Origin of the sequence: Candidatus Cloacimonas sp., assembly GCA_035403355.1 — a bacterium.
Classification (GTDB): Bacteria; Cloacimonadota; Cloacimonadia; order Cloacimonadales; family Cloacimonadaceae; genus Cloacimonas.
Map to the genome: position 1 here is coordinate 67,938 of DAONFA010000004.1, position 24,022 is coordinate 91,959.

The window sequence follows — 24,022 nt, forward strand, 5'->3', positions numbered from 1 at the left end:
GAATTACCTATAGAACAACAATTTTGCGCGTAACGGGTTTTTCTCCTTTAACCTTAATCTTCAGGAAATAGATGCCTGAAGAACTGCGTTTACCTTTGTTATCTATCCCGTTCCAGAGAAATGTCTTTTCTTCCTGCAGCTTTTTTCTTAAAACCAATTGCCCTTTCAGGTTATAAACTTCCACTATAGAAGAGCTATTTTCCGCATTTTTAACTTCCACTTTTAGAACCGAGCCCGATATAAAACTAACCGGATTAGGATATACAGCTACGCTTACAGGTTTCTGAATAGGGTCTTCATTCCCTACATAAATTACGGTAACATAGTTACTTGGTTCCGATTCATTTATTCCATCTGTAGCAGTTACATAAAAGTATGTAGTAATTTGAGGATTAAAGTTAGTAACGATATAATCGCTATGGGAAAAAGGCATTTCATCTAAAAAGACCCCGTTTTCATATATCCGATAGTGAGTCCAGCTGTAATTTCCCTGTGCCGGTGCCTGCCAAAATAGTTGAATATGAATATGAATATCAATATCGGGGTTAAAGGCAAGAAAAGAAGGAATTTCATTTAGCGGCTCAGGTATAAAGAAAGTAACATTACCTTCTGTTAGAGGGTCATTATTATCCGGTATATGAATTATGTTGTCCGTGGCTATGGTATAATGATTTTGGTAGTGAAAAAGCGTTTCTTCCAGCCCTTTCATCCGTTTATCAACAACATTTCCTGCGAAGTCCTTCCGGGTAAAAAGTAAATAAGGAGGTGCACCATATTCCGTAACACAATTATTAACTTGCACTTCGGTAGTTACAATAATATTTCCCGGATAGCCCACTTCGGTCTCTTGCCAGCTGTCCCCAGCATTGATATGCAGATATTTTCTATAAACAATTCCCCAAGGCAGTTCTGTAACCACTTCCCCTGTGGGAGTTCGCCAAAAGTTTCTTCTCAGATATAGATAATCACCTTCAGCATAAACCCAGTCCAATTTATCATAGCCATATAAACCCTTGCCTGTTAATATAGGATATTCTGTTACACTATTCTCCTGCATTGGCTCCCCTACATATTCATAACGAGCCAGAGGACTATCTGTAACTTCAATTATACCGATATTTACTATATATCCAGAATGAGGTGAAAAAACAGTAGGATTAAGATAACCACCGGCACAACCATAGAGTTCTTTTCCTGTCCCTGCTTCGGTTAGAACAACCTGGGCATAAAAAACGGTATTGATATCCGTTTCAAAGGAATAAGAAAGTTGCGAAAGAGGAATTGTAACATAGATATACCTATCAACAAAAGTGATCAGTTCCAAGCGTGCTGAAGCAATTTGTGCTGTTCCAGTATAAATATAACTGCCTGTGATAGTTGTATTTTGCAGAGGAATAATAAAAGGTTCAAAATCCACAGTCGGCAAAGCTGCATTATCATTGTGGTCATTGATGGTTTGGGCAATTTCTGCTTCCGTAGCAAACCCCCAATTGTTATTTTCTGCCATAATAATAAAATTGGCATTAGGATAAGCATCGCAATAAACGGAATTATTGTGATTGTTAACATCAATATTGTTGATAATGGTATTTTCGCCCTGAGCCCAAATATGATTTAAAGTTAGATCTCCCAAAACAGGTTTGCCATTATTAGTAATGTAAAAACCGGTATAATTACCCTCAATATGATTGCGTTCAAAATAGGGCACGGAAGTTACTCCCGAAACCATTACTCCTGCTCCGGAATTCATATCTCCAGGAATAAAATTGTAGTTAATTTGATTATCAGCTACATAACCTGATGCCTGCAAAAGATAGATTCCGGTGTAGTTATACTCAATGATATTATGCAAAATTTGCGGATTGATAGAACCCGAAGAAGCAATATCCCAAGCCGAAATTCCCTGCTTGTAGTTGTGATGAATATGATTATATAAGATATTGGGATTGCACTGATTTACGCCTGATTGATTGCCCATTTGAATAGCTGCCCGAAATTGAGCTCCCGTTCCATTATAACGGATTTCATTGTATCTGATATAGGCATTGCTATTGGAAGTGACAAGAATCGCATTTTGGGTGCAGTTTTCAATTAAACAATACTCCACTACATTAGGCAAAGGAACTGCCGACCCGATGCCATAAAACTCCATTCCTTTTTCACATAAGTTTATATGACAGTGAGAGATAGCGATAGGGGAATTGATAGTGCGCACTCCATAAGTGGCATACTCAAGATAAACATAATTCAAATGACTGGTATGCTGTAAATCCTCAAAACGCAAACCAGGCCAGAGAGTAGTCGGATTTGCCTGCATATTTAAAATTCGGATACTATCTACCTCTGTTCCATAGGCATTTAATATTCCCTCCACGGTAATTTGATAGGAGCCCAAAAGGTGAATTTCTACCCCTGCCTGAATAATTAAAGAATCGGATGCAGGAACAGTTATTGCTCCAATTACTTCGTAAGGATTGTTTACAGGAGACCAAATTCCACTTTGGTTTCCACTCACTTGAATGGCAAAGCTTAAGGAAATTAGGGTTGTAATAATAAGAATAAAAGCTATGCGTTTCATAATAATCACCTCCCTGCAGGTTTGGAACTGGCGAATTCCCTTTCGGAAAACCGCACCAGAAAAATTACTTTAAGAAAATAAAACATCGTGGCAAAGCGGATATAAATACTATCGCTTTGCCACTTTAAGAAACTATAACTATCCGTTACAGTTAGTTATTCGGAAATTGCCTGAACCGGACAGGTTGCAATGCAAGCACCGCAATCAATGCAAAGAGAACCGTCACACTCTGCTTTATCATTTACCATTTTTAAAGCAGTAACCGGACAAACATCAACGCAGGCACCGCATCCGATGCAGGTTTCTTTATCTACTTTGACAGCCATTTTGTGTCTCCTGAATGTTTTTTTCTACTATTTTATCTGCTCTCTATCCGTCAAGCAAAATATCGAGTGCTACATTTTGCAGTTGGAGAAATACAGGGAGGCAAATTCTCTCTTAACCCAAAACTGAATGCTTCTCCAGAAAGCAATGCTTTCGCATTGTCCACTGGATGCGTAATGCCCAGAGCAAAGTATCCAATTCAGCCCCATATTGCTTTCTGGCTATAATTTCTACTGCCTTCTACGGATGCTTGTTAATGTGCCAATGTAGAAAGCCGTTAGGGGTGAAGTAATATTGAGCGGATAAATCATTTACATCTCCCTGGTTAAAATGCCGTATAGAGCAGTGTTTATGTAATAGTTAGAACGGATTATTTTCTGCTTCTTTAGTAATTTATCTTCGCAAAGAGCATCCAGATACTTGGTAGCAGTATGACGGCTAACTCCCAAGTCCCTCATCATAAACTCAATCTTGGTATAGGGATGAAAGAACAGATTGTTGATCAAGTCCTGAGAGTAGAATTTATGATGAGCCCTGATAAAGTGTTTATAATCCTGCAGTGCTTTGCTGATGGCTTTCACCATCAGGATTGTCTGTTGGGATGTCTCTTCCACAGCGGTTAGCATAAATAGTATCCATTCTTCCCAGGCAGATTCTTCCCGAACCTTTTGCAGCAGGTTATAATAAGCTCCTTTGTTTTTAACAATATAACGGCTTAGATATAAAATTGGTATATCCGATAGGTCTTTGAGCACCGGATAAAGAACATTGATTATTCTGCCTGTGCGGCCGTTGCCATCGTAGAAAGGATGAATACTCTCAAACTGATAGTGAATTACAGCCATTTTTATCAAGGGGTCAATATCAATTGTGCTGTCTTCATTGAGATACTTTTCCAGGTTAGACATCAGGTCAATAATCTCTTGAGGATTTTGAGGAGGAGTATATACAATCTCACCGGTCTGCTCGTTCCTAAGCTCCGTACCGGGTAGTTTTCGGAATCCGGAACGATGAGATTCCAGTTCTGCTTGAATTTCAATTATGTGATTAGATGTGAGCAATCCATTTTCTTTAACTAAGGAGTGACCTTTCTTTAGGGCGGTTACATAACGGCTTACTTCTTTCGCTGCTGCACTTAAAGTGTGCTCTGGAAAGATATCCTCTCTATACAAATCGTCATAAGTGGTGATTATATTTTCAATTGCGGAACTGTCTTTAGCTTCCTGAAGAGCAAGAGTATTAATAAGGATTGCTTGATTGGGTATAGTTGCAGAAACCCCCTTCAGTTCAGCCAGATATCTATGAGCAGAAGCGGCTTTACGCAGTATCCTCTTTGTCTCTAAATCAACAACGGGTGGTAGTTTACTCAGCATAAAGTTCATTGTTGTCTCCTATAGTGGAAATGAACAGAAAATTTTGCTCAATGCAATCCGTTATATGTCCAACAAACTGGCATTTTCTATACACATAATAAGCCATAAGTCCAAAAAAGTGAGTTTTCCTGGACATATAACTGGACGCCCTGCTTACCCCCAGAGGTAAACACATATCTCTTTGATGGACAGCCACCTGTCCTGCAGAGGATTCATAGTCACTCCTACTTAGCTTTCTGGGAATGGAATTATGCATTTCTGCATAGATTCAATTTTATACCTTTTTGGAACTGATTTCATACTTCACAGAACCCTTTCAATTTGTCAATCGTTAAATTTTGCTTCTCTACGCAGATAACCGCATAGAAATAGTTAATTTTAGATAGAAATGAGATTACCACTGACAATGGGGGCATTGTATAAATATCTGTAGAATTCCACAAGCATTGTGCTATAAATGCCTATTAACTACTGCAACTATGAAATTTGCAGCAAGTTAGCTCTTTGCCTGTTATTCCTTGCTTGACAAAAACCTGCACGGTAAAAGCAATTACTTTACTTCGCCGGCACAAAGGATGAATAATGAAAGAATTATTAACTGACCTTTCCAATATGGCAGAGGTCTTTTCCGCTCTATTTTCCCCGGAGAAAAAATCCGCTGCTCAGACCTTTTTCTTAAAACAGCTTGCGCTTAGTATGCATACTTTTTATCAGGGCAAAATGCAAACCCTTCCCAAAGCAGGAATTTGGGGTTTTAATTGGTTTAATGTTTGGTACACTCCCGGGGTTTCTGCTGTCTCAACTGCCATTCGTGATGAGATGTTAAAATCCTATTCTTTAACTAATCGCAGTAACCTTGTTGCCGTTGTAAGCGATTCCACCAGGGTTTTGGGAGATGGAGATTGTGGAATTGCAGGCGGATTGGGAGTGATGGAAGGTAAAGCAATGTTAATGAAATACTTATCTGCCTGTGACGCTATTGCTTTGTGTATAGATAGTCGCAACCAGGAGGGTAAGCCCCAAGCCCATAAAATAATTGACTTCGTAAAAATGTTGCAGCCCTCAGTCGGAGCCGTTAACCTGGAAGATATTTCCCAACCCAATTGTTACACTGTTTTGGATGAACTAAGGCAGAGCTGTTCTATTCCCGTTTGGCATGATGACGCTCAAGGAACTGCCTGCGTAACTTTAGCGGGCTTGCTGAATGCCTTGAAACTGGCTGAAAAAGAGCTGGATAAAATAAAATGCGTGCTCTTTGGAGCTGGTGCTTCCAATTCTACTATTGCCAATTTTCTTTTACAGAGCGGATTAAATCCGGAGCGGTTAATCGTTTTTGACAGCAAAGGGTCTTTACATCCTTGCCGCACAGACCTGCAAAGCAATCCTGACAAATTCAAGCAGTGGTCTTTGGCGCAAATAAGCAATCCTAACTGCGTTCAGGGAATTGAAAATGCCTTAAAGGATGCTGATGTTTTAATTGCTCTCTCCACTCCGGGTCCGGGAACAATCAAACCGGAATGGATAAGTAAAATGGCAAAGCGTTCCATTGTTTTCGCCTGTGCCAATCCCGTTCCCGAAATTTATCCTTACGATGCCGTAAACGCAGGTGCCTTCATCGTTGCTACCGGAAGAGGCGATTTTCCCAATCAAATAAACAATTCCCTTGGTTTTCCCGGAATCCTGAAAGGGGTGCTAACGGTTCAGGCAAGCAAAATTACCGATAGTATGGCTATTGCGGCAGCCAATTCCTTAGCCGATTTTGCTGTTAAAAGAGGGATAACTCCCCAAAATATTATTCCCCAAATGGATGAAGAAGATGTTTTTGCCTGTGAAGCTGCCGATGTAGCTTTACAGGCAGAAAAAGAAAATGTTGCCACCCTCCGGCTTAGCTGGAATGAGGTTTATAACAAAGTGCGGATGGAAATATCCAATACTCGGGCGCTTTGTTTGGAAATGATGGCAAACGGCTATATTGCATCCCCTCCGCCCAATCTGCTGGCAGAGGCATTACAGCAAACAATTGCCAGGTTCCAAAACTAAGCTATGAATTTTAGCGGTCTTAATTCCTTTCGGAAAAGCACATCAGGCAAGATAATCCTCTATTTTTTGAAACTGGGGCTGAGTATCTTTATCCTCTGGATGATTTTTCGGAAGGTTAATTTATTCAGTGCCCTGGATGATATCATCCGTTTGCCTTGGCATATTGTTTCGCTGCTGATTGTTATCAGTTTTATCAGGCATATCCTGCAATTCCATAACTGGTATTATTCCCTGCAGATAAACCCTAAATTCTCCGCTCCCAAAAAAGAGATTGTCAGTTCATACCTGATTGGTCAGACCTTGCGTTTTGCCGTTCCGGGAGGTCCTGCCAGCTTTGCCAAAGTTCTCTATGTTCCCAATAGCAGTAAACTTTCCTCGTTCTGGAGTTCGCTGGTGGAAAAGAGTTTTATGACCTGGACTACATGGCTTTTTACAGTTGCCGCGGGAATGTTTTATTACAACCAGTTTCCTTTAGTAATCTGGATAGTTCTGTTGCTGTTGTTAGTCCTTTTCCCCTGGCTGGTAAAATGGGGTTTGGCACATAGTAAACAGTTCTCATCGCTAACAGCTCCTTATGCCAAACAGGCACCGAAAATAATTGCTGTGCAGATTGTTAGCACGCTGCTTTCCTTCGTGCAATATTGGCTAATTCTGAATTGCCTTTTAACTGTGAACTTTTGGCAAACCTGGATCAGAATGGCTCTTACTCAATTTTCCAATACTATTCCTGTTACTATCTCCGGCTTGGGTTTACGAGAGGGTTTTGCTATTCACTTTTTGGCAGGAATTGGTTTTTCAGCCGAAAAAGCTGTTTCAGCATCGCTTACTTTATTCTTCATTCAGGATGTTCTGCCAGCCCTGATAGGGATTTACTATTTGATTAAAGGAAAAAAGCTGTGAGAGCGAGAAGTCGAGGGGTCGAGAGGTCGAGAGGTCGAGAGGTCTAGGGGTCAAGAGGTCTAGGGGTCGAGAAGGCGAGAGGTCAAGGGGTCGAGAGGTCGAGAGGGCAATACCGGAAGGTTGACCTCCCGGTCAACCACCTCTTGCGCTTTATTTCATTACCGAAAGGCAAGCGGTAACGACAAAAAACCTGATTACTGATGAACGACGGGGACATCGTCCTTCCGAATAAAAAAGCTAACTTAGTTTGCTCCCTGAAGCAAATCCTGTAGCGCTTTTTTCGCTTTTTCCTGATAGAGGGGGCTTTGTTCATCTTCCATAGCTGCCTGGAAGTGTTTTATTGCTTCATCCTGTTTTTGATTGGCTAAGAAAATCATTCCGATATGATAGGATATTTCTGCCGGTGCATCTTGCATTTGCAAAGGAATGGCAAGATGTTCCATTGCCTTGGTAAAATCATCCGTTAGAAAATAGTACCAAGCCAAGCTATCCTGATAATAAGGGTTTTGGGGATTTAGAGTAACTGCTCTTAGAATCAGCGAACCGCCCTCTTCTCTTTCCTGCGGATTATCCAAAAGGGTATATCCCAAGTCATTAAGAAAGAGTGGATTATCGGGAAACTTATTAATTGCTTTCCGCAAAGTGGCTATTTTTTCCTGTTCCTTGCCTTGATTTTGGTAATATTGCACGAGGAAAGCCCAGTCCTCTGTTGCACCCAGGTTTTTTTGCAGAAAGTAATTGCTCAGTTCAGCTCTTGCCTGAAGGTAGGTTTCATCGTTAGCGGATTTGGTTAAGGTGGCAATTTTAAGATATTGGGAAAATAGCTTTTCCGGCACTCTTTTTTCCACTGCTAAAACAAATTCTTCCGTAAAACCGGCAGTATCCTTTGGGAAATCTGTTTTAGCTTTAAAAGAGCGTTGCAGCATTGCATACAAAATAATATCCTGCAAATCCTGCACGGAATTCAGGTAATCCAGATAGACCTCAGGGGAAGGTAGTTGTTCGGAAAACAGAGCTTCAGCGAAAATGAAGGCAGCAACTTTAGAATCGGCAACGGGTTCCGGTTTCTTATTTAGCAGAAAGCGGGAAATATCCTGTAAAATATCCATTTTTTCAGTTAAATAAGCGGCAAAAGCCAGTTCCCCAATTAAACTGGAATCCTTTGTCTCCAGCAACATAGAACTAAGGGCATTAACCGTTTCAAAACGCCGGTTGCGATTTGCCATCTGTAATAATGAGAGTATTTGTTCTTTATCTTCCGGATAGTGGTAAGCTCTAAATTTTTTCAGGGCATCTTCATTATCCAGAAATTGGAAGGTTATTTCGCTTAACAGTAAATCCGTTTCGGGTTTGGGATCAAGAGCATAAGCTTCCTTAATAAGGGCAACGGCTCGTTGGGGATTTACCAAAGCATACATTTTGGCAGTAGAAATGATATCTTCGGAATTGCTGTCGGCATATTTATAAGCCAGTTCCAGCAAGTGTTCATCACCGTGTTTGGTTTTGCTGTAATCCAGATAGAATTTTCTTAAATAGCTTAAAGTGGAAGGATAGTATAAAATACTTTCCGAGACCACCCAGGCAAGCCCTTCTTCATTATTGGCAGTGCTGTAAACGGAATAGGCAGCATTTAAAAGGTCGTTATCAAAAACCAGCTCTTCCCGAGCTTGATCAAATTGCCTTATGGTGTTTTCAGTATCCTGCTGCTTACTTAAAAAGGCAAAAGCGCTATTCAGCAGGATTTGTTTTTTAATTTGATAGCTTTGCTGGTCTTGCTCCAAAGCCAAATGATAATAATTATCTGCGGTGCGATAGTCCCCGGCATAATATTGGAGCGAAGCAGAAATATAATAATACAGCGAAGGAATATTGGGCTGGGAGTTATCTATAATAGTTCTTTGAGGTATCGTTTGAGGTCCGGCGCAGGCAGATAACAGCAGCAGGATTGAAGCCAACCAAAATAGCAGCTTTCGGGAAAGCAAAATCTGCTTCATTTAATTTCCAGGGAATTGGAGATAACATACAATTCCAGCAGAACGGGAAGTTTATCTCCGGCGGGAAAATAAACGCTGCCATCTACAATATAGGCAGTTTTGGTTTTTTTATCCCAAAAGCCGTAACTCTGAAAACCGCCACCGATAGCATATTTCATATTTTTCCAGGCACCTAAGAGACGGTAACCATCGCGTTTTTTGAACTTGAAGGGCTCTTTACGCACAATTTCCGGGTCAAATTCATCCCCTTCAAAGTATTTTTTCCCTATTTCCTGGCGTTTGGTAATCAGCCAATTCAGGTCAACATTGTTTTCCGGCATCGGTTCATAGTAAACCGAGATATATTTATCGGGAATTTCTTTGTTTTCCAAACGGGCTCTGTATAGAAAGCAGAGAAACCTGCCAACTTTATCGTTAGAATACAACCGGAAAGTATCAGGAATCTTCAAAGAAAAAGGATAGTTATCAAAAAAAGAGGGGTCTATCACTTTTCCCTGATAGGCATAATAGCCCTGACGGTTAGTAAAACGCTTCAGAAGCAGGGAAAAAATGTTTTCCGCTTGCAGAGCTCCTATTTTTTGCAGGGATTTGGCATCCTTACCTAAAAGAAAAAGCACAATTTGATCACAGCAATTGAGGTTTTCACTGGAAAAGAGGTCTCCGCCGGTGTTTTTCACTCTCTTAATAAAATCCTGGCTAAGCACTTTTTTCATATAAGCCGAAACGGGCAAATCGCTTTCCAACTGACCAATAAACAGCAGGTTCTTATATTTGGAAAGTTGTTGCACTTCCTTGCTATCTGCCATAATAAGATTAAAATACTTTTCCGGATAAACAATGTTGATTTGCTGTTCAATTGCGCTGCCAATAAAAGGTTGCAGCCCTTGCCAGGCAATAGAATCGCAAAACACATACACATCCCTGTCGTCGCCAAAAGCCAGGGTTTTGGAATGGTCAATTACATTATCATAAATAGTATAGCGGTCTGTTTTGCCTCCCCCTTTGGAACAACCCCAAAGAACAAGCAAAGGCAGTAGAAAAAGTATAAATTTACGCACGGTCAGTCCTTTTTTGCTATTGTTATTATATAGTTTAAACCACTAAGCACGGTTATCAATGCCACAAACCAAAACCAGATATTGATAATCAGAATTATCGGCTGCGGAACGGAACTGATAAAAGCCCAAAAAGCAAAAGCAACGATGATGCCTGCCATTTGCAGCACAGTTTTCAGCTTACCGAAAATATCGGCTGCCACCACAATACCCTTTTTCTGATAAACTTCCCGCAGAATAGTAATGACCAGTTCCCGAGCCAGAATAATAAAGAATACGGCAATACTGATTTGAAAAGGAGGAAGCCAGCATAAACCTGCCAAGGCAGAAAGAACTATAAGTTTATCTGCCAAAGGGTCCATCAGCTTACCAAAATCGCTAATTAAATTCATTTTGCGTGCCAACATTCCATCCAGGTAGTCCGTAATTGCTGCTATTATAAAAATTAGCAGCGCAATTATAATGCGGGCTGGAATTGCGCTTAAAAACAGGAAATAGAGAAATACCGGCACCAGCAGGATGCGGAAAACGGTTAAATAATTAGGTAAGTGGCGGGTCATTTTCTGGTTCTTCGTTTTCGGAATTTTTGCTATCCTCAGGGGTAATTACTTCCACAGGATTTTCCTGAAAAGCAATCTGGCGCTCAAAGCTGTGCAGAATAAAATAGTTTATCATAGTTCCCGCAATAACGGTTCCGGCTTGCACTAAAAACACCCAATAGGGAATTACTTGCGGCAGGGGTTTAAAATAGACATAAGCAAAATAGGCAAGCAGGCAAAGAGGCAAGGGCACAATCAGCATCAGCAATGTTCTTTGCAGGCATTGTCTTTGCAGGCGAATGTTTTCCAGGGCACTATGTTTATATCCTTTATGGTGAATGAGAGCATTCAATTCCAGCGTGGAGCGGAGAAACACAAAAAGCAAAAGCAGCAGCACCGCAATAAACACATTGAACACAATATGATAGAGGTCTAAGAGCTTTAATTCTTTAATTATTAAGCCGTAAGCATTGGACTGGCTGTCTATATCCATTTCCGGAATATGAGCACGCAAAATATCTATGATAATCGGTTTTGTGCTGATGGAAATACGGTTTGGCTGAAGATTTATTGTTATCACATCAGGTAGAGCATAATCCTTAATCATCTCTTCGCTCAAAGGCAAACTGTATGCCTGAATCAGTTCCGTAGCTGCCTGCAGAGCCGTTTCGTGCACCACACTTTTAATTCCCGGCACGGTTTTCAGTTCCGTTAAAATTGGAGTAACCTTTGTAGTATCGGCAAGATAGGCATAGATTGGCAGGTTTGCCAATTTTTCCAGCTTATCTTTTTCATTTGAACCAATACTGTAGTTTAAGTAAAGCCAGCCGCCGAATAATATTACCAGCGTTAAGAGAATTAGAAAAAAGCGTGTTTTCATAGCATTATCCTTTTAAAAATGAAAGCGGTATAAGAAAAAGCATCTTGCTTACCTTGAAAGCTCCAGCATTCGGTCTATAGCTTTTTTTGCTTTTTGTGCCGTGTTTGGTTCCACGCTAATTACATATTGATTATCCTTCAAGGCATTATAAACATTTTCCAGGGTGGTCTTTTTCATATTTTTACAGATTGCCTTTGGGGAAAGAAGAATCAGCGATTTTTCCGGATAGATATGCTGCAGATATTCCGTTAGCCCAATTTCGGTAGCGATTATTGCTTTATCGTTATTTTTCACCCAATCCACCATTCCGCCGGTAGAAATTACCAAATCGGCATACTTTATAATCTGCGGATCGCATTCCGGATGCACTAAGAGTTTATAATCGGGATATTTACTTTTTACAGCTAAAACATCTTCTACGCTGAAACAATATTGATGAACCAGACAGTATCCATCCCAGGTTATTACTTTTTTGCCGCTTTGTTGGGCAGCCCAGGAACCCAAATTACGGTCCGGAACAAATAAAATCGGCTTGTCTGTGCTAAAGGACTGCAGAATTTTAACGGCATTGGAGGATGTGCAGCAAACATCACTTGCGGCTTTCACTTCCACAGATGAATTTACATAACACACCACCGGGGAACCGGGATAATTTTGTTTAAATGCCTGCAGTTGTTTTAGGGTAATCATATCTGCCATTGGACAACCGGCATCAATGGCAGGAAGCAATATTGTAGATTCGGGATTTAATATGGCTGCGGTTTCTGCCATAAATTTCACCCCGCAGAAAACAATTACCGGTGCTTTCACTTCTTTCGCCAAAATTGAAAGTTGTAAAGAATCACCCCGAAAATCTGCCAGGTCTTGAATATCTATATTTTGGTAATTATGAGCCAGAATCAGGGCATTTTTTTCCGTCTTCAGGCGTTTTATTTCCTTAATTAGTGTATCTTTTCCCATTATTACTGTCCTGTATGACCAAAACCGCCATCTTGTCTTAAACTTGCGGAAAGCATAGTTTTTTCCACCAGTTCTGGAATTATTATCGGACAGAAGACAATTTGTGCTATCCGCATTTGGGGTTCAATCCGAATTGGTTCATTACCGAGGTTAATCAAAATTACTCTAATTTCTCCGCGGTAATCGGAATCAATTGTTCCGGGACTATTTACCACACTTAAACCTAAGGTGATGGATAATCCGCTGCGAGGTCTTATTTGAGCTTCATAGCCCTCAGGAATTTCAATGGCTATTCCGGAAGGGATAGGTTTACGCTCCATCGGTGCCAAAGTTACCGGCTCTAAAATATCGGCAAATAAATCAAAGCCGGAGGAGTGTTCCGTCATTTTTTGCGGCAGGGTAGCCGTGGGAGTTAATTTTTGAAGAGCTATTTTCATCCTTTTCTACCTAATAGATATTCAGCCAGAATGTCCAGTTTCAATGCCTTTTCTCCTAAGGGAACCAGAATTGCTCTTGCCTGCGAAGTTAAATCTTCCGCTTTTTTATGGGATTCAGCAATGCCGTAAACGGCAGGAAATGTAGCTTTTGCACTGGCAACATCCTTGCCGAGAGTTTTTCCCATATCTTCCTGTGTTCCTTCAATATCCAGTAAATCATCTACAATCTGAAAAACCAGTCCAATCAACTTGCCATATTCATCTAAAATTTTCAATTCCTCTTCTTTCGCTTCTCCGGCAAGAGCTCCAAAACGCAAACTCAAGTTTATCAGGCGGGCAGTTTTGTTTTCGTGAATATAATTCAGGGTCTTTTTATCTACTTTTTTGCTTTCGGATTCAATATCTACCATCTGACCTGCAATTAAACCTTTAATTCCGGCTTCTTTAGCCAAATCGTGAACAAATTGTACTTTCAGCTTTGCCTCCAGCTCAGCTAAGGTAACTAATTCAAAAGCACTTAAGAGTAAGGCATCGCCAGCCAGCAGAGCAACTCCTTCACCATAAACAGTATGGCAGGATTTTTTGCCGCGTCGCAAATCGTCATTATCAATATCCGGCAAATCGTCGTGAATCAAGGAATAAGTATGAATCATTTCTATGGCAGCGGCAACAGGCGTAATCAATTCAATCTCGGGATTGAACATTTCAAAGGCAGTCATCGTTAAATAAGGTCTTAAGCGTTTACCACCGGCAAAAACACTATAACGCATTGCCTTATGCAGGTCTTTAGGATATTCATCTTTGCGTGGCAGAAAACGGTCTAAAATAATATTCACCAGTTCCTGCTTTTCTTTCATATCCCTCTTTAAAAGTAACTTTCTATCCATTATTGCCTTCTGAACCGGGTATAGAGGATAGCTGTTCGCTGAGGATTTTAATTTTTGCCTCGGCTGCTCCTAAACGGCTTTCACAGTGTTTATAATAAGCAACGCCAGCTTCATACAGCGATAGCAATTCATCTAAACTGGTTTCTCCTGTAGATAAGCGGTTTACAATATTTTCCAGCTCTTTCAAGGAGTCCTCAAAGCTCATAGCGTTAATTTTCTCCTGATCTATGTCCATTTTCACCTCGCCGGTATATTTTTTTAGCATTTCCTTATAAAGGAATAATGTTATTTTGTCAATCACAAATTTCTCTTTGCCTCCAAAACACGAAGAAGATGTTCAGGAAAATAGGAATGATTATTCTACTTTTGCACCCGCAAGTGAACATCTGAATAAAAGCCCTTCGTTAAAAAAGGTTGCCCTGGTGGTTGACCAGGAGGTCAACCCTCCGGAAAAACGATGTCCCCATCCGGAGGAACGACATCCTCGTCGTTCTAAAAAAGGTTGCCCTGGTGGTTGACCAGGAGGTCATCCCTCCGGAAAAACGATGTCCCCATCCGGAGGAACGACGTCCTCGTCGTTCTAAAAAAGGTTGCCCTGGTGGTTGACCAGGAGGTCAACCCTCCGGAAAAACGATGTCCCCATCCGGAAAAACGATGTCCTCGTCGTTCTAAAAAATGTTACTCCTTGGTTGACCAGGAGGTCAACCCTCCGGAATTCAGCCCTCTCAGCCATTTAATACAGCATAAAAGTTCCTTTAACGATTCCTTAGTAAAGTTAAGGCATCGTTAAAGAATCGTTAAAGGGTTATAAAAGTAACGAACGGCAAACATTATGCCACCCTCCATGCGTTTAGAAAAAGCAAAGGCAAAGAGCGGAGGCAAAATTTGCCCAGTCCAACCTGATTTATCTCCTCCATTTAGTAATTTTTCCCCATCCGTAAACCTTCGCCTTCTGCTCCATAGCTGCGTAGTCATTGTGCTGATTATGTAATTTAGATTGACGAAAAACTCCCTTACAAATCTTGTCACTATAGCTAAATTTAAAATATATAAATATGAAAAATAAGGAGTTATCCAATGGCTAAACAAACCAAAGCCACAATGGATGGTAATACTGCTGCGGCGCATATTGCTTATGCTTTTGCTGAAGTAGCTGCCATTTATCCAATTACACCTTCTTCTACAATGGGTGAACTTGTTGATGCCTGGGCTTCCGAAGGCAGAAAAAATATTAATGGTACTAAGGTAGATGTAATTGAAATGCAAAGTGAAGCCGGAGCTGCCGGCGCGGTGCATGGTTCACTTTCTGCCGGTGCCGTTACCACAACTTTTACTGCCTCACAAGGTTTAATGTTAATGCTTCCGAATATGCATAAAATTGCCGGTGAAATGCTGCCGACGGTTTTTTATGTCTCAGCAAGGTCTTTAGCGGCTCAGTCCCTATCCATTTTCGGAGACCATAGTGATGTAATGAGCGTTAGAAATACCGGTTTTGCCTTAATTGCCTGCAACAGCGTTCAGGAAGTGATGGATTTGGGTTTAGTAGCTCAGCTGGCTACGATGAAAACCCGGATTCCTTTTCTGGTATTTTTTGACGGTTTTAGAACCAGTCACGAGCTTCAAAAGATAGATGTAATTGATTATGAAACAATAGCTGAATTGAATGACCCTGCCTTAGTGGAAGCATTTCGGAAAAATGCTTTAACACCTGATAAGCCGCGAATGAAAGTTGGTCAGGAAGCTCCCGATGTATATTTTCAGGGTAGAGAAACCAGTAATTTATATTATGGCAAAGCACCTGCAATAATAGCTGAAACTATGCAACAGGTGGCAGAAAAAACAGGACGCCCCTATCAGCTTTTTGAATATGCCGGTCATCCTGAAGCAGAAGATATTATTGTGGCTATGGGAAGCAGTTGTGAGACCATTCAGGAAACGGTTGAATGGTTGAATGCCAAACGCTCAATGAAATTGGGCTTGATAAAAGTGCATTTATATCGTCCTTTCTGTGTCCAAAGTTTTATTTCGGCAATCCCTGAAAGCGTGAAAAGAATTGCCGTTTTAGATAGAACCAAAGAACCCGGTTCAATTGGCGAACCCCTTTATCTGGATGTGGTTTCTGCTCTTAAGAACCGTCCTGACACTTTTGTAATTGGTGGAAGATACGGTTTATCCAGTAAAGAATTTACTCCTTCAATGGTGCTTGCCGTTTATAAACACTTGGCGAAAAAGGGCTTTCATAGTTTCACCGTAGGCATTGAAGATGATGTATCTAAACTTTCTTTGCCTATAGATGAAGTTATCAATACTGTTCCTGAAGGCACAATTTCCTGCAAATTCTGGGGCTTAGGTTCAGATGGAACAGTCGGTGCCAATAAAAACAGCATCAAAATTATCGGTGATAATACCGATATGTATGCTCAGGGTTATTTTCAATACGACAGCAAAAAAAGCGGTGGAATAACCCGCAGCCATTTACGATTCGGCAAAACTCCTATTCACAGCCAATATCTGGTTGCTCAAGAGGATTTTGTTGCCTGCCACAATCAGGCATTTATCGGCAGATTTGATTTGCTGGGTGGAATTAAAGAAAATGGTGTTTTCCTTCTGAATTCCAACTGGAGCGGAGAAGAGGTCTTTTATCACTTAACGCGTCCCATGCAGGAAACCATAATTAACAAAAAGATAAAGTTTTACAATATAGACGGCTTAAAGATTGCAGAAGAAGTTGGTCTGGGCGGAAGAATCAATACTACAATGCAAACAGCATTCTTTCTTATTTCAGGCATCCTGGAACGCAATGAAGCAATCAAGCTAATTAAAGAATCCATCAAAAAGACCTATTCCCGCAAGGGTGAAGAAATTGTGCAGATGAACTTAACTGCTGTAGATAAAGTGAATGCGGCATTGGTGCAAATTGAAGTTCCGCAAACCCTGCCCGATAAGTATATGCCTTTAAAGAAACTGGTTCCTGAAAATGCCGATGACTTTATCTTGAATGTAATTGAACCCATTATGCGAGAACAGGGCGATCTGGTGAAAGTTAGCCAAATGCCTTTAGACGGCTATATAGAAACCGGAACTGCCAAACTGGAAAAAAGAAGAGTAGCTCCCTCGGTTCCTCAATGGCTGCCGGAAAAATGTATTCAATGCAATCAGTGTTCATTTGTCTGTCCCCATTCTGCTATCAGAGCAAAACTGATGAAAGAAGAAGACCTGGCAAATAAACCAGCCAGCTTTAATACTTTGAAAGCGATTGGCGCTCCTGGCTATGAATATAAAGTGCAGGTTTATATTGACGATTGCCAAAGCTGTAAGGTCTGCGTGAATGAATGCCCCAAATCCGCTTTAGTGATGAGCCCTATTGAAGAAGAAAGAAGTAAAGGCGAACAAGTTAATTACGAATATTTTGAAACCCTGCCTAATGATGTTCTGGGTAATTTTAAAGAAGCAACCGTTAAAGGCAGTCAATTTAAACAACCCCTTTTGGAATTCTCAGGTGCTTGTGCCGGCTGCGGTGAAACACCCTATATAAAACTTTTAACTCAGCTCTTTGGCGATAGAATGATTATTGCCAACGCTACCGGCTGTTCCAGTATCTGGGGTGGAACTTTTCCTACTGTTCCCTACTGCAAAAATAAGGATGGTAAAGGTCCTGCCTGGGCAAACAGCTTGTTTGAAGATAATGCGGAATACGGTTTGGGAATGCGTTTGGCAATTCGTTCCCACCGCAAACTTTTACAAAAAGCAATGCTGGAACTGATGGATAAACAAATTGCTCCCGAATTGAAACTCGCAATGCAATATTCCCTGGACAATTGGGAAAAAGTTGACCAGGAGGCAAAAGCTAATGCCGATAAAATTAGAACCCTGCTTCCCAAGGCAATGGAAACTGCCTGCGAGGGATGTAAAGCCCTGCTGAAAAAGGTTCAGGAACTGCAGGACTATTTGATTGAGAAATCAATTTGGGCAATCGGAGGCGACGGTTGGGCTTATGATATCGGCTATGGTGGATTAGACCACGCTTTGGCTTTAAATCAGAACCTTAATATCTTTGTGATGGATACCGAGGTCTATTCCAATACTGGAGGTCAGGCAAGTAAATCTACTCCGATAGGTTCCATTGCCCGTTTTGCCGAATCAGGAAAAAATACCAATAAAAAAGACCTCGGAATGATGCTGATGAGCTATGGCTATGTGTATGTTGCCTGTATTGCTATGGGTGCCAATAAAAATCAGGCACTGCAAGCAATTAAAGAAGCAGAAGCATATCCGGGTCCTTCAATTGTGATTGCTTACGCTCCCTGCATCAATCATGGCTTTGATATGAGCTTCAGCCAAAAACATCAAAAATTGGCTGTGGACGCAGGTTACTGGTTGCTCTACCGCTATAATCCGCTAAACAAAAAAGAAGGGAAAAACCCGCTGACCTTGGATAGTAAAGAGCCCACAATTTCAGTGCAGGAATTTTTGGATTCGGAAAATCGCTATGCCCATCTGAAGAAAATATTCCCTGATAGAGCTAAGGAATTGAACGCCGGCGCTGCTGTATTCTTTAAGGAAAGATACGAAACCTACAAAAAACTAACGGAAGGTTGACCTCCTGGTCAACCTTTTCTTATGCTTTTTTTCCGGAGGGTTGACCTCCTGGGCAACCTTTTCTTATGCTTTTTTTCCTTACCGAAAGGCAATCGGTAACGAAAAAAACCTGGTTTCTTATGGACGATGAGGACATCGTCCCTCCGAATAAAAAGGCAAGCGGTAACGAAAAAACCTGGTTCCTTATGGACGATGAGGACATCGTCCCTCCGAATTAAAAAAGCCCTTTAGACCAACATCGGAGGGTTGATGTCCTCATCAACCCTTTGAAAGCCGTGCAGATATTTCTTCCGAACTAATACCTGAACCAGATATAGACAGAAGAAATAAGCATTGACTCCAAAGCAAAGATTAAACCAATCTTGGTATAATCCATAAACGATATTTTATATCCGTTACGATTGGCTATTCCTACAGCAACAATATTGGCAGAAGCTCCAACTAAAGTTCCATTTCCCCCTAAACAGGTTCCTAAAGATAAAGCCCACCACAGAGGTTGAACTTGAGCTGCATTTTGCATTTGTGAACCAATAGTTTTAATCATCGGAATCATTGCAGCCACGAAAGGAATGTTATCTATCCAGGCAGAAAGAACTCCCGAAAGCCAAAGAATTACCATAGAAGTTGTTTTCGGCTTTCCACTGGTTATGGACATCACACCCTGGGCTAATAAATCTATAAAACCCGTATTAACCAAGCCCGCTACAATCATAAAAAGCCCAATGAAGAAAAAGATAGTAATCCAATCAATATCATTGAGAATAATAGTTTCCACCTTTTTCCGACTACCGATAAAAACCAGAATAAGACCTGCTGCCATAGCAATAGTGGCATTTTCCAGATGTAACGGTTTTTGGAAAATAAATGCCAGCAACATCAAAACAACTACCCCCAAAGTAATCCATAATAGTTTTGGATTAGTTATCAGGTTCTTGTCATTATATTCCATAATTTTGGCACGCCGTTCATTACTTACATACATTTTCCCTCTGTATAAAAGCCATATTAATCCTAAGCTGCCAATTACAATAATCACGACAGCAGGGGTTAAATTCAGGAAAAAATCAACGAAAGTATATTTAGTGGCACTGGCAATTAGAATATTAGGGGGGTCACCAATCATAGTTGATGCTCCACCCATATTGGAAGCAACGACCATTGTGATGATAAATGGAGCAGGAGTAATTTTCAGTTCATCCGCAATCAGCAAAACAATAGGAATCAAAATCATTATCGTAGTTACACTACCTAAAATCGCAGAAATAACAGCTGTAGCTACAAACATCATTGCCATAATTTTAAGCGGACTGCCCTTAGCAATTTTTGCTGTTTTAATAGCGATATACATAAACATTCCCGTTTCTCGCATCACGGAAATGGTCAGCATCATTCCAATCAGGAAAAATATTACATTCCAGTCAATTGCAGAAAAAGCAATGGTTTGATCCACCACTCCTAAAACAATAATAACAAAACCACCAATCAGAGCGGCAAGCATTTTGTTGATCCATTCCGTTATGATGCACAGATAGGTTAAGATAAAGACCAGTAAAGCAATAATCATTAGTAACATTTTCTTACCCCGCTATCACCTTTATTAGTATATCCATCGCAGTAACCAGCCCTACAAGTTTTTCCTCCTTCACTACTGAAAGATAGCGCTTATTTTGGCTGAACAATAAAAACACCGCTTCAATAATTGAGGATTCGGGGCGAACAAATACATCTCCGGTAGTCATAATATCTTTAACAAATAAAATATCCTGCTTTCCCAAAAGATTTTCCAGGGGTTCGTAAGAAGCAAGAAAACTTAGGTTATCCAGCATCATTACATAATTCGGAACTCCCACTTTCAGCAAATTGAGAACATTCACTTCCCCGATATATTTTCCTGTTTCATCAACTACCGGCATTCCCGCTACCCTATTAGTTCCCATCAGGTTAATAAGTTCTCGCAAACTGTTCCGGGGTTGAACTGCTATAGGATTTTGCACCATTATATCGGCTACCGTAACATCTTTTTTCACTTCCACTTCTTTGCGTTTCAAATATTGAATTACGCTGTTGCCATCTCCGGCAGATGCCAAAGCAGCCATTGCTTCACTATCTTTGGAAAGTTTCAGCAGCGCAGCAACGATATTCAGATAAATTTTGGAGCTGGTGATATCCGTTATAATTAGAACTACCCAGGAAATTTTAATTCCATTATAATCCAAAGGATTCTGCAGAAAAGCCATTGCTATCAAAGTGTCGTTAAAGCCATCCAACCGAATGTGCGGAATAGCTATCCCTGTAGGATAAGCACAGGAGACCTCTTCTTCGCGTTTTAAAATCAGCTCTAAAAGTTTGGAACTGCTAACCGGCAGCTTATACTGATCGGTTAGGCATTCTACCAATTCCTGATAGACCTGTTCTTTAGTAAAAACCCTGTTTTCAAACAGGATGTTATGTGCCTCCAGAAAGCTTGCTAATAACATTTCACACCTCTTAACAGGTAATTTTGTGTCTCTTTTAACACCCTCTCTTTTTTGGTCAATGCTTATTTTGATGAGCTGAAACGACAAGATGTCGTTCTCACGGAAAGTTGACCTCCCGGTCAACTATATAAACGACAGGATGTCGTTTGTCCGGAAAGTTGACCTCCCGGTCAACTATATAAACCACAAGATGTCGTTTTTCCGGAAAGTTGACCTCCCGGTCAACTATATTAAACCACAGGATGTCGTTTGTCCGGACGAAAATAATGCTTTACAGGATTTAGCACTCTATAAACATAGAATTTAGCAGATATAAGGCATACAGTTCTCTTAAGTATATGCTGTAACCTATTAAAGCTGTGTTAGTTCCACACCGCATACTGAAAATTAAATGTTAATATAAAGGCAGAACAATGAATAAAAAATGGTTAATACCATCCCCACCGGGAAAAGAAATAAATCCTGAAATTGATAAGCTATGCACCACCTTCAAACTTCCGCGTCTGGTTGCTGAATTATTATACCGCAAAGGCATAAAGACGCCCGAGGAGGCACAGGAATTCTTTAAGCCCTCAATGGATAATCTGTATGACCCTTACCTCTTTCCGGATATGGAAAAAGCAGTGCAGCGCATCCTGCAAGCTATAAACAGCAAAGAAAGAATTACTATTTACGGTGATTATGATGTTGACGGCACAACCTCCACCGCTTTGCTCTATTTAGGTTTGAAACGCCTCGGCACAAACATTGATTTTTATATTCCACATCGGATGATAGATGGTTATGGTTTATCGCTGGGCAGTTTGGATGCTTTAAGGGAAAATGGTTCTTCTCTAATTATCAGCGTTGATTGTGGAGTGAATGCCATTGAGGAAATCAATGCCATAAACTCTATGGGTATGGAAATTATCATTACTGATCATCATAACCCCAAAGATGAATTACCTCCCGCTTTCGCTATCATCAATCCTAAACTACCGGCAACAAATTATCCTTATGGACATCTTGCCGGAGTTGGAGTTGCCTATAAACTACTGATGGCAATTTATCATAAATTGGGGATAGACACTGCGGAAAACAAACTTAAGTATATGGACCTTGTTGCTGTTGGCACTATTGCCGATATCGTTCCGCTCACTTCGGAAAATCGTATTTTTGCTGCCATCGGTTTACAGCACTTAATAGAGAAAAAGAATCTGGGCTTAAATGCCCTGGTGCAAATTTCCGGGCTGAATCAAAAAACCCTGGATACAACAGATATCGTTTTTGGCATTGCCCCCAGAATAAATGCTGCCGGTAGAATGGGTAGCGCTTCGGTTTCCGTTGAGCTTTTAATTTCTACGGACGAAGCCAAGAGTATGGAACTGGCGGAAATAATTGAACATCAGAATTCTTTGCGTCAGCAGGAAGACCAGAAGACCTTTCAAGAAGCATGCGAAATAATTGAAAAGAAGTATAAGGATTTGCAGCAGACATCCTGTATGATAGTTTCTTCCGATGACTGGCATCCGGGGGTGATAGGCATCGTTGCTTCCAAACTGGTGGAAAAATACTATCGCCCGGTAATTATGATTTCCTTTAAAGATGGTTTTGGCAGTGGTTCGGGACGCAGCGTAGCCGATTTTGACCTTTTTGAGGCACTGAAACAGACGGAGCACAATTTACACAGTTTTGGCGGTCATAAATATGCCGTGGGCTTAACTATCTATCAGGAATATTTAGACCGTTTTGAAAACGAATTAACCAGGTATGTTTCCGAAAACCTGCGTCTGGAACAAATTCAACCGCCATTACAGTTAGATGCGGAAATTGAACTTTATGACATTAATCCGATGTTGCTTGATGCTTTGGAGAATTTTGCTCCTTTTGGTCCTGAAAATACGCGTCCTGTTTTTATCACCCGAAATGCAACTATAGCCGGTTATCCTTATAATGTAGGGCGTAATCATTTGAAACTGAAAGTGGTTAAAGACGGCATTTATTTTGATTTGATTGGATACAATTTGGGAGATTATCTGCCTTTGCTGAAAAAGAACGGAAAGCTGGATATCGCTTACACTCTGGAATATAACCGTTTTGGCAATAACCTTACCATTCAAGGCAAGCTGAAGGACTTGCAAATTCTTTAGGACTAATGCCGTGAACAAACTTTTTCTTTTTGCCGGGGTCTTATCCTCTTGCCTGTTATTACTTTGTGCCTGTGCTCAGGTAAATTTTTATGCTCCAATGAGCATTGCAGATTTCACTTTAGTTACCACCGTCCCTCTTGGAATAAAGGCAGATAAAGTATTGAATAATTGGCAGAGCCACACTCTTTATGCAATGAACGATAAAAATCAGGAGATTTATATCTTTCGGGAGGGTGTGCGGAAAAATGTTTTGGGCGGTTTAGGCAGTTCCAATGTTAACTTTCAATATTTGGCGGATATAGCTACCGGTAGTGACAATTGTTTATATGTGTTGGATTCTTCTGCCAAAAGCGTTAAGAAATTCAGTTCCGATGGTATTCCTTATGGCAGCATTGAGCTTAAGGGCAGTGTGCAACCCAAATGTCTTTGTGTGTATCAAGACCAGGGTTTATTCATCTTTGATTCTGCAAGCGGGGAAATTATCAACTATTCAGGGATTGACGGAACCGAACTAAATCGTTTTGGCAGATTTCAACTGCAACAGGTTAATTCTCTTTTTTGCAATCACGATTATCTGATTGCTTATGACAAAGCCAATAATATAAGTAACATCTTTTCCGTGCTGGGTCAATTTGTAAAGACGGAGCAGGGACAGGTTGTTTATGATTTATACAATAATGTTATCTGTTATAATGCAGGGATTCTTAAGTGCTTAAATAGTTCTGCCCTGTTGCCCGTAAAGGGAGAAAATGTTTTTCTGCATCTTGATTATAACCTGATAGCTTTAGGAACAGGGATGGAAGTTCTAATTTACAAAATAAATTATTCACAGGCGGATTAAAGTGCCGGT

The 24,022-nt window shown here is 40.6% G+C and carries 19 protein-coding genes; 6 read left to right on the top strand and 13 right to left on the bottom strand.

What is annotated here, in order from left to right:
* Positions 1–7: 7 nt before the first annotated feature.
* From PLE33_02345 to PLE33_02355, 3 genes are all read right to left on the bottom strand, one after another.
* On the bottom strand, positions 8–2,578 hold the full coding sequence (locus tag PLE33_02345) for a T9SS type A sorting domain-containing protein (GenBank protein HPS60085.1): 2,571 nt from the start codon (positions 2,576–2,578) through the stop codon (positions 8–10).
* A 155-nt stretch (positions 2,579–2,733) separates the two neighbouring features.
* Positions 2,734–2,904, bottom strand: a complete 171-nt coding sequence (locus PLE33_02350) for a 4Fe-4S binding protein (GenBank protein ID HPS60086.1) — start codon at positions 2,902–2,904, stop codon at positions 2,734–2,736.
* Positions 2,905–3,213: 309 nt separating this feature from the next.
* The gene (locus PLE33_02355; GenBank protein ID HPS60087.1) at positions 3,214–4,284 is read right to left on the bottom strand and encodes a Fic family protein; all 1,071 of its coding nucleotides are present in this window, start codon (positions 4,282–4,284) and stop codon (positions 3,214–3,216) included.
* A 573-nt stretch (positions 4,285–4,857) separates the two neighbouring features.
* Between PLE33_02355 and PLE33_02360 the strand changes: the two genes are divergently transcribed.
* Positions 4,858–6,315, top strand: a complete 1,458-nt coding sequence (locus tag PLE33_02360) for an NADP-dependent malic enzyme (protein ID HPS60088.1) — start codon at positions 4,858–4,860, stop codon at positions 6,313–6,315.
* Between the two features lie 3 nt (positions 6,316–6,318).
* Positions 6,319–7,215: a lysylphosphatidylglycerol synthase domain-containing protein gene (locus tag PLE33_02365; GenBank protein HPS60089.1), complete on the top strand. Its 897-nt coding sequence runs from the start codon at positions 6,319–6,321 to the stop codon at positions 7,213–7,215.
* Between the two features lie 242 nt (positions 7,216–7,457).
* Here the strand turns inward: PLE33_02365 and PLE33_02370 are convergent, their stop codons facing one another.
* Genes PLE33_02370 through xseB form a run of 8 tightly spaced genes read right to left on the bottom strand, consistent with a single transcriptional unit; the run spans position 7,458 to position 14,268 of the window.
* Positions 7,458–9,209: a hypothetical protein gene (locus PLE33_02370; GenBank protein HPS60090.1), complete on the bottom strand. Its 1,752-nt coding sequence runs from the start codon at positions 9,207–9,209 to the stop codon at positions 7,458–7,460.
* The gene (locus PLE33_02375) at positions 9,206–10,267 is read right to left on the bottom strand and encodes a DUF4837 family protein (protein HPS60091.1); all 1,062 of its coding nucleotides are present in this window, start codon (positions 10,265–10,267) and stop codon (positions 9,206–9,208) included. Before PLE33_02375 ends, PLE33_02370 begins: the two co-directional genes overlap by 4 nt.
* 2 nt (positions 10,268–10,269) lie before the next feature.
* Positions 10,270–10,824, bottom strand: coding sequence for a CDP-diacylglycerol--glycerol-3-phosphate 3-phosphatidyltransferase (pgsA, locus tag PLE33_02380; protein ID HPS60092.1), 555 nt, complete (start codon positions 10,822–10,824; stop codon positions 10,270–10,272).
* Positions 10,805–11,683 carry a hypothetical protein gene (locus PLE33_02385; GenBank protein HPS60093.1) on the bottom strand — a complete coding sequence of 293 codons (879 nt, stop codon included), beginning with the start codon at positions 11,681–11,683 and terminating at the stop codon, positions 10,805–10,807. The genes pgsA and PLE33_02385 overlap by 20 nt, the downstream gene beginning before the upstream one ends.
* Before the next feature lie 48 nt (positions 11,684–11,731).
* Positions 11,732–12,643 (bottom strand): quinolinate synthase NadA, encoded by a 912-nt coding sequence (nadA, locus tag PLE33_02390; protein ID HPS60094.1) that lies wholly within the window; start codon positions 12,641–12,643, stop codon positions 11,732–11,734.
* A 2-nt stretch (positions 12,644–12,645) separates the two neighbouring features.
* The gene (gene dut / locus PLE33_02395) at positions 12,646–13,080 is read right to left on the bottom strand and encodes a dUTP diphosphatase (protein HPS60095.1); all 435 of its coding nucleotides are present in this window, start codon (positions 13,078–13,080) and stop codon (positions 12,646–12,648) included.
* Positions 13,077–13,967: a polyprenyl synthetase family protein gene (locus PLE33_02400; GenBank protein ID HPS60096.1), complete on the bottom strand. Its 891-nt coding sequence runs from the start codon at positions 13,965–13,967 to the stop codon at positions 13,077–13,079. The genes dut and PLE33_02400 overlap by 4 nt, the downstream gene beginning before the upstream one ends.
* Positions 13,960–14,268 carry an exodeoxyribonuclease VII small subunit gene (xseB, locus tag PLE33_02405; GenBank protein ID HPS60097.1) on the bottom strand — a complete coding sequence of 103 codons (309 nt, stop codon included), beginning with the start codon at positions 14,266–14,268 and terminating at the stop codon, positions 13,960–13,962. Before xseB ends, PLE33_02400 begins: the two co-directional genes overlap by 8 nt.
* Positions 14,269–14,278: 10 nt before the next feature.
* On the opposite strand from xseB, the gene PLE33_02410 reads away from it, so the two are divergent.
* Both PLE33_02410 and nifJ read left to right on the top strand, forming a co-directional pair.
* Entirely contained in the window at positions 14,279–14,485 is a 207-nt protein-coding gene (locus PLE33_02410; protein ID HPS60098.1) for a hypothetical protein, read from the top strand.
* A gap of 559 nt (positions 14,486–15,044) precedes the next feature.
* Entirely contained in the window at positions 15,045–18,566 is a 3,522-nt protein-coding gene (gene nifJ, locus PLE33_02415) for a pyruvate:ferredoxin (flavodoxin) oxidoreductase (protein ID HPS60099.1), read from the top strand.
* Positions 18,567–18,861: 295 nt separating this feature from the next.
* On the opposite strand, the gene PLE33_02420 is transcribed toward nifJ, so the two are convergent.
* On the bottom strand, positions 18,862–20,139 hold the full coding sequence (locus PLE33_02420; protein HPS60100.1) for an ArsB/NhaD family transporter: 1,278 nt from the start codon (positions 20,137–20,139) through the stop codon (positions 18,862–18,864).
* 4 nt (positions 20,140–20,143) lie between these two features.
* Entirely contained in the window at positions 20,144–21,043 is a 900-nt protein-coding gene (locus PLE33_02425) for a PTS sugar transporter subunit IIA (protein ID HPS60101.1), read from the bottom strand.
* A 413-nt stretch (positions 21,044–21,456) separates the two neighbouring features.
* Between PLE33_02425 and recJ the strand changes: the two genes are divergently transcribed.
* Entirely contained in the window at positions 21,457–23,172 is a 1,716-nt protein-coding gene (gene recJ, locus PLE33_02430) for a single-stranded-DNA-specific exonuclease RecJ (GenBank protein ID HPS60102.1), read from the top strand.
* 10 nt (positions 23,173–23,182) lie between these two features.
* Positions 23,183–24,013, top strand: a complete 831-nt coding sequence (locus PLE33_02435; GenBank protein ID HPS60103.1) for a hypothetical protein — start codon at positions 23,183–23,185, stop codon at positions 24,011–24,013.
* Positions 24,014–24,022: the final 9 nt, after the last annotated feature.

What these genes read in the sequence shown, in the direction of transcription:
- PLE33_02355 (HPS60087.1), bottom strand. Translation starts at nt 4,284, where the DNA reads ATGAACTTTATGCTGAGTAAACTACCACCCGTTGTTGATTTAGAGACA.
- PLE33_02425 (HPS60101.1), bottom strand. Translation starts at nt 21,043, where the DNA reads ATGTTATTAGCAAGCTTTCTGGAGGCACATAACATCCTGTTTGAAAAC.
- nadA (HPS60094.1), bottom strand. Translation starts at nt 12,643, where the DNA reads ATGGGAAAAGATACACTAATTAAGGAAATAAAACGCCTGAAGACGGAA.
- PLE33_02365 (HPS60089.1), top strand. Translation starts at nt 6,319, where the DNA reads ATGAATTTTAGCGGTCTTAATTCCTTTCGGAAAAGCACATCAGGCAAG.
- PLE33_02370 (HPS60090.1), bottom strand. Translation starts at nt 9,209, where the DNA reads ATGAAGCAGATTTTGCTTTCCCGAAAGCTGCTATTTTGGTTGGCTTCA.
- dut (HPS60095.1), bottom strand. Translation starts at nt 13,080, where the DNA reads ATGAAAATAGCTCTTCAAAAATTAACTCCCACGGCTACCCTGCCGCAA.
- pgsA (HPS60092.1), bottom strand. Translation starts at nt 10,824, where the DNA reads ATGACCCGCCACTTACCTAATTATTTAACCGTTTTCCGCATCCTGCTG.
- PLE33_02360 (HPS60088.1), top strand. Translation starts at nt 4,858, where the DNA reads ATGAAAGAATTATTAACTGACCTTTCCAATATGGCAGAGGTCTTTTCC.
- PLE33_02345 (HPS60085.1), bottom strand. Translation starts at nt 2,578, where the DNA reads ATGAAACGCATAGCTTTTATTCTTATTATTACAACCCTAATTTCCTTA.
- PLE33_02350 (HPS60086.1), bottom strand. Translation starts at nt 2,904, where the DNA reads ATGGCTGTCAAAGTAGATAAAGAAACCTGCATCGGATGCGGTGCCTGC.
- PLE33_02420 (HPS60100.1), bottom strand. Translation starts at nt 20,139, where the DNA reads ATGTTACTAATGATTATTGCTTTACTGGTCTTTATCTTAACCTATCTG.
- PLE33_02385 (HPS60093.1), bottom strand. Translation starts at nt 11,683, where the DNA reads ATGAAAACACGCTTTTTTCTAATTCTCTTAACGCTGGTAATATTATTC.
- recJ (HPS60102.1), top strand. Translation starts at nt 21,457, where the DNA reads ATGAATAAAAAATGGTTAATACCATCCCCACCGGGAAAAGAAATAAAT.
- nifJ (HPS60099.1), top strand. Translation starts at nt 15,045, where the DNA reads ATGGCTAAACAAACCAAAGCCACAATGGATGGTAATACTGCTGCGGCG.
- PLE33_02400 (HPS60096.1), bottom strand. Translation starts at nt 13,967, where the DNA reads ATGGATAGAAAGTTACTTTTAAAGAGGGATATGAAAGAAAAGCAGGAA.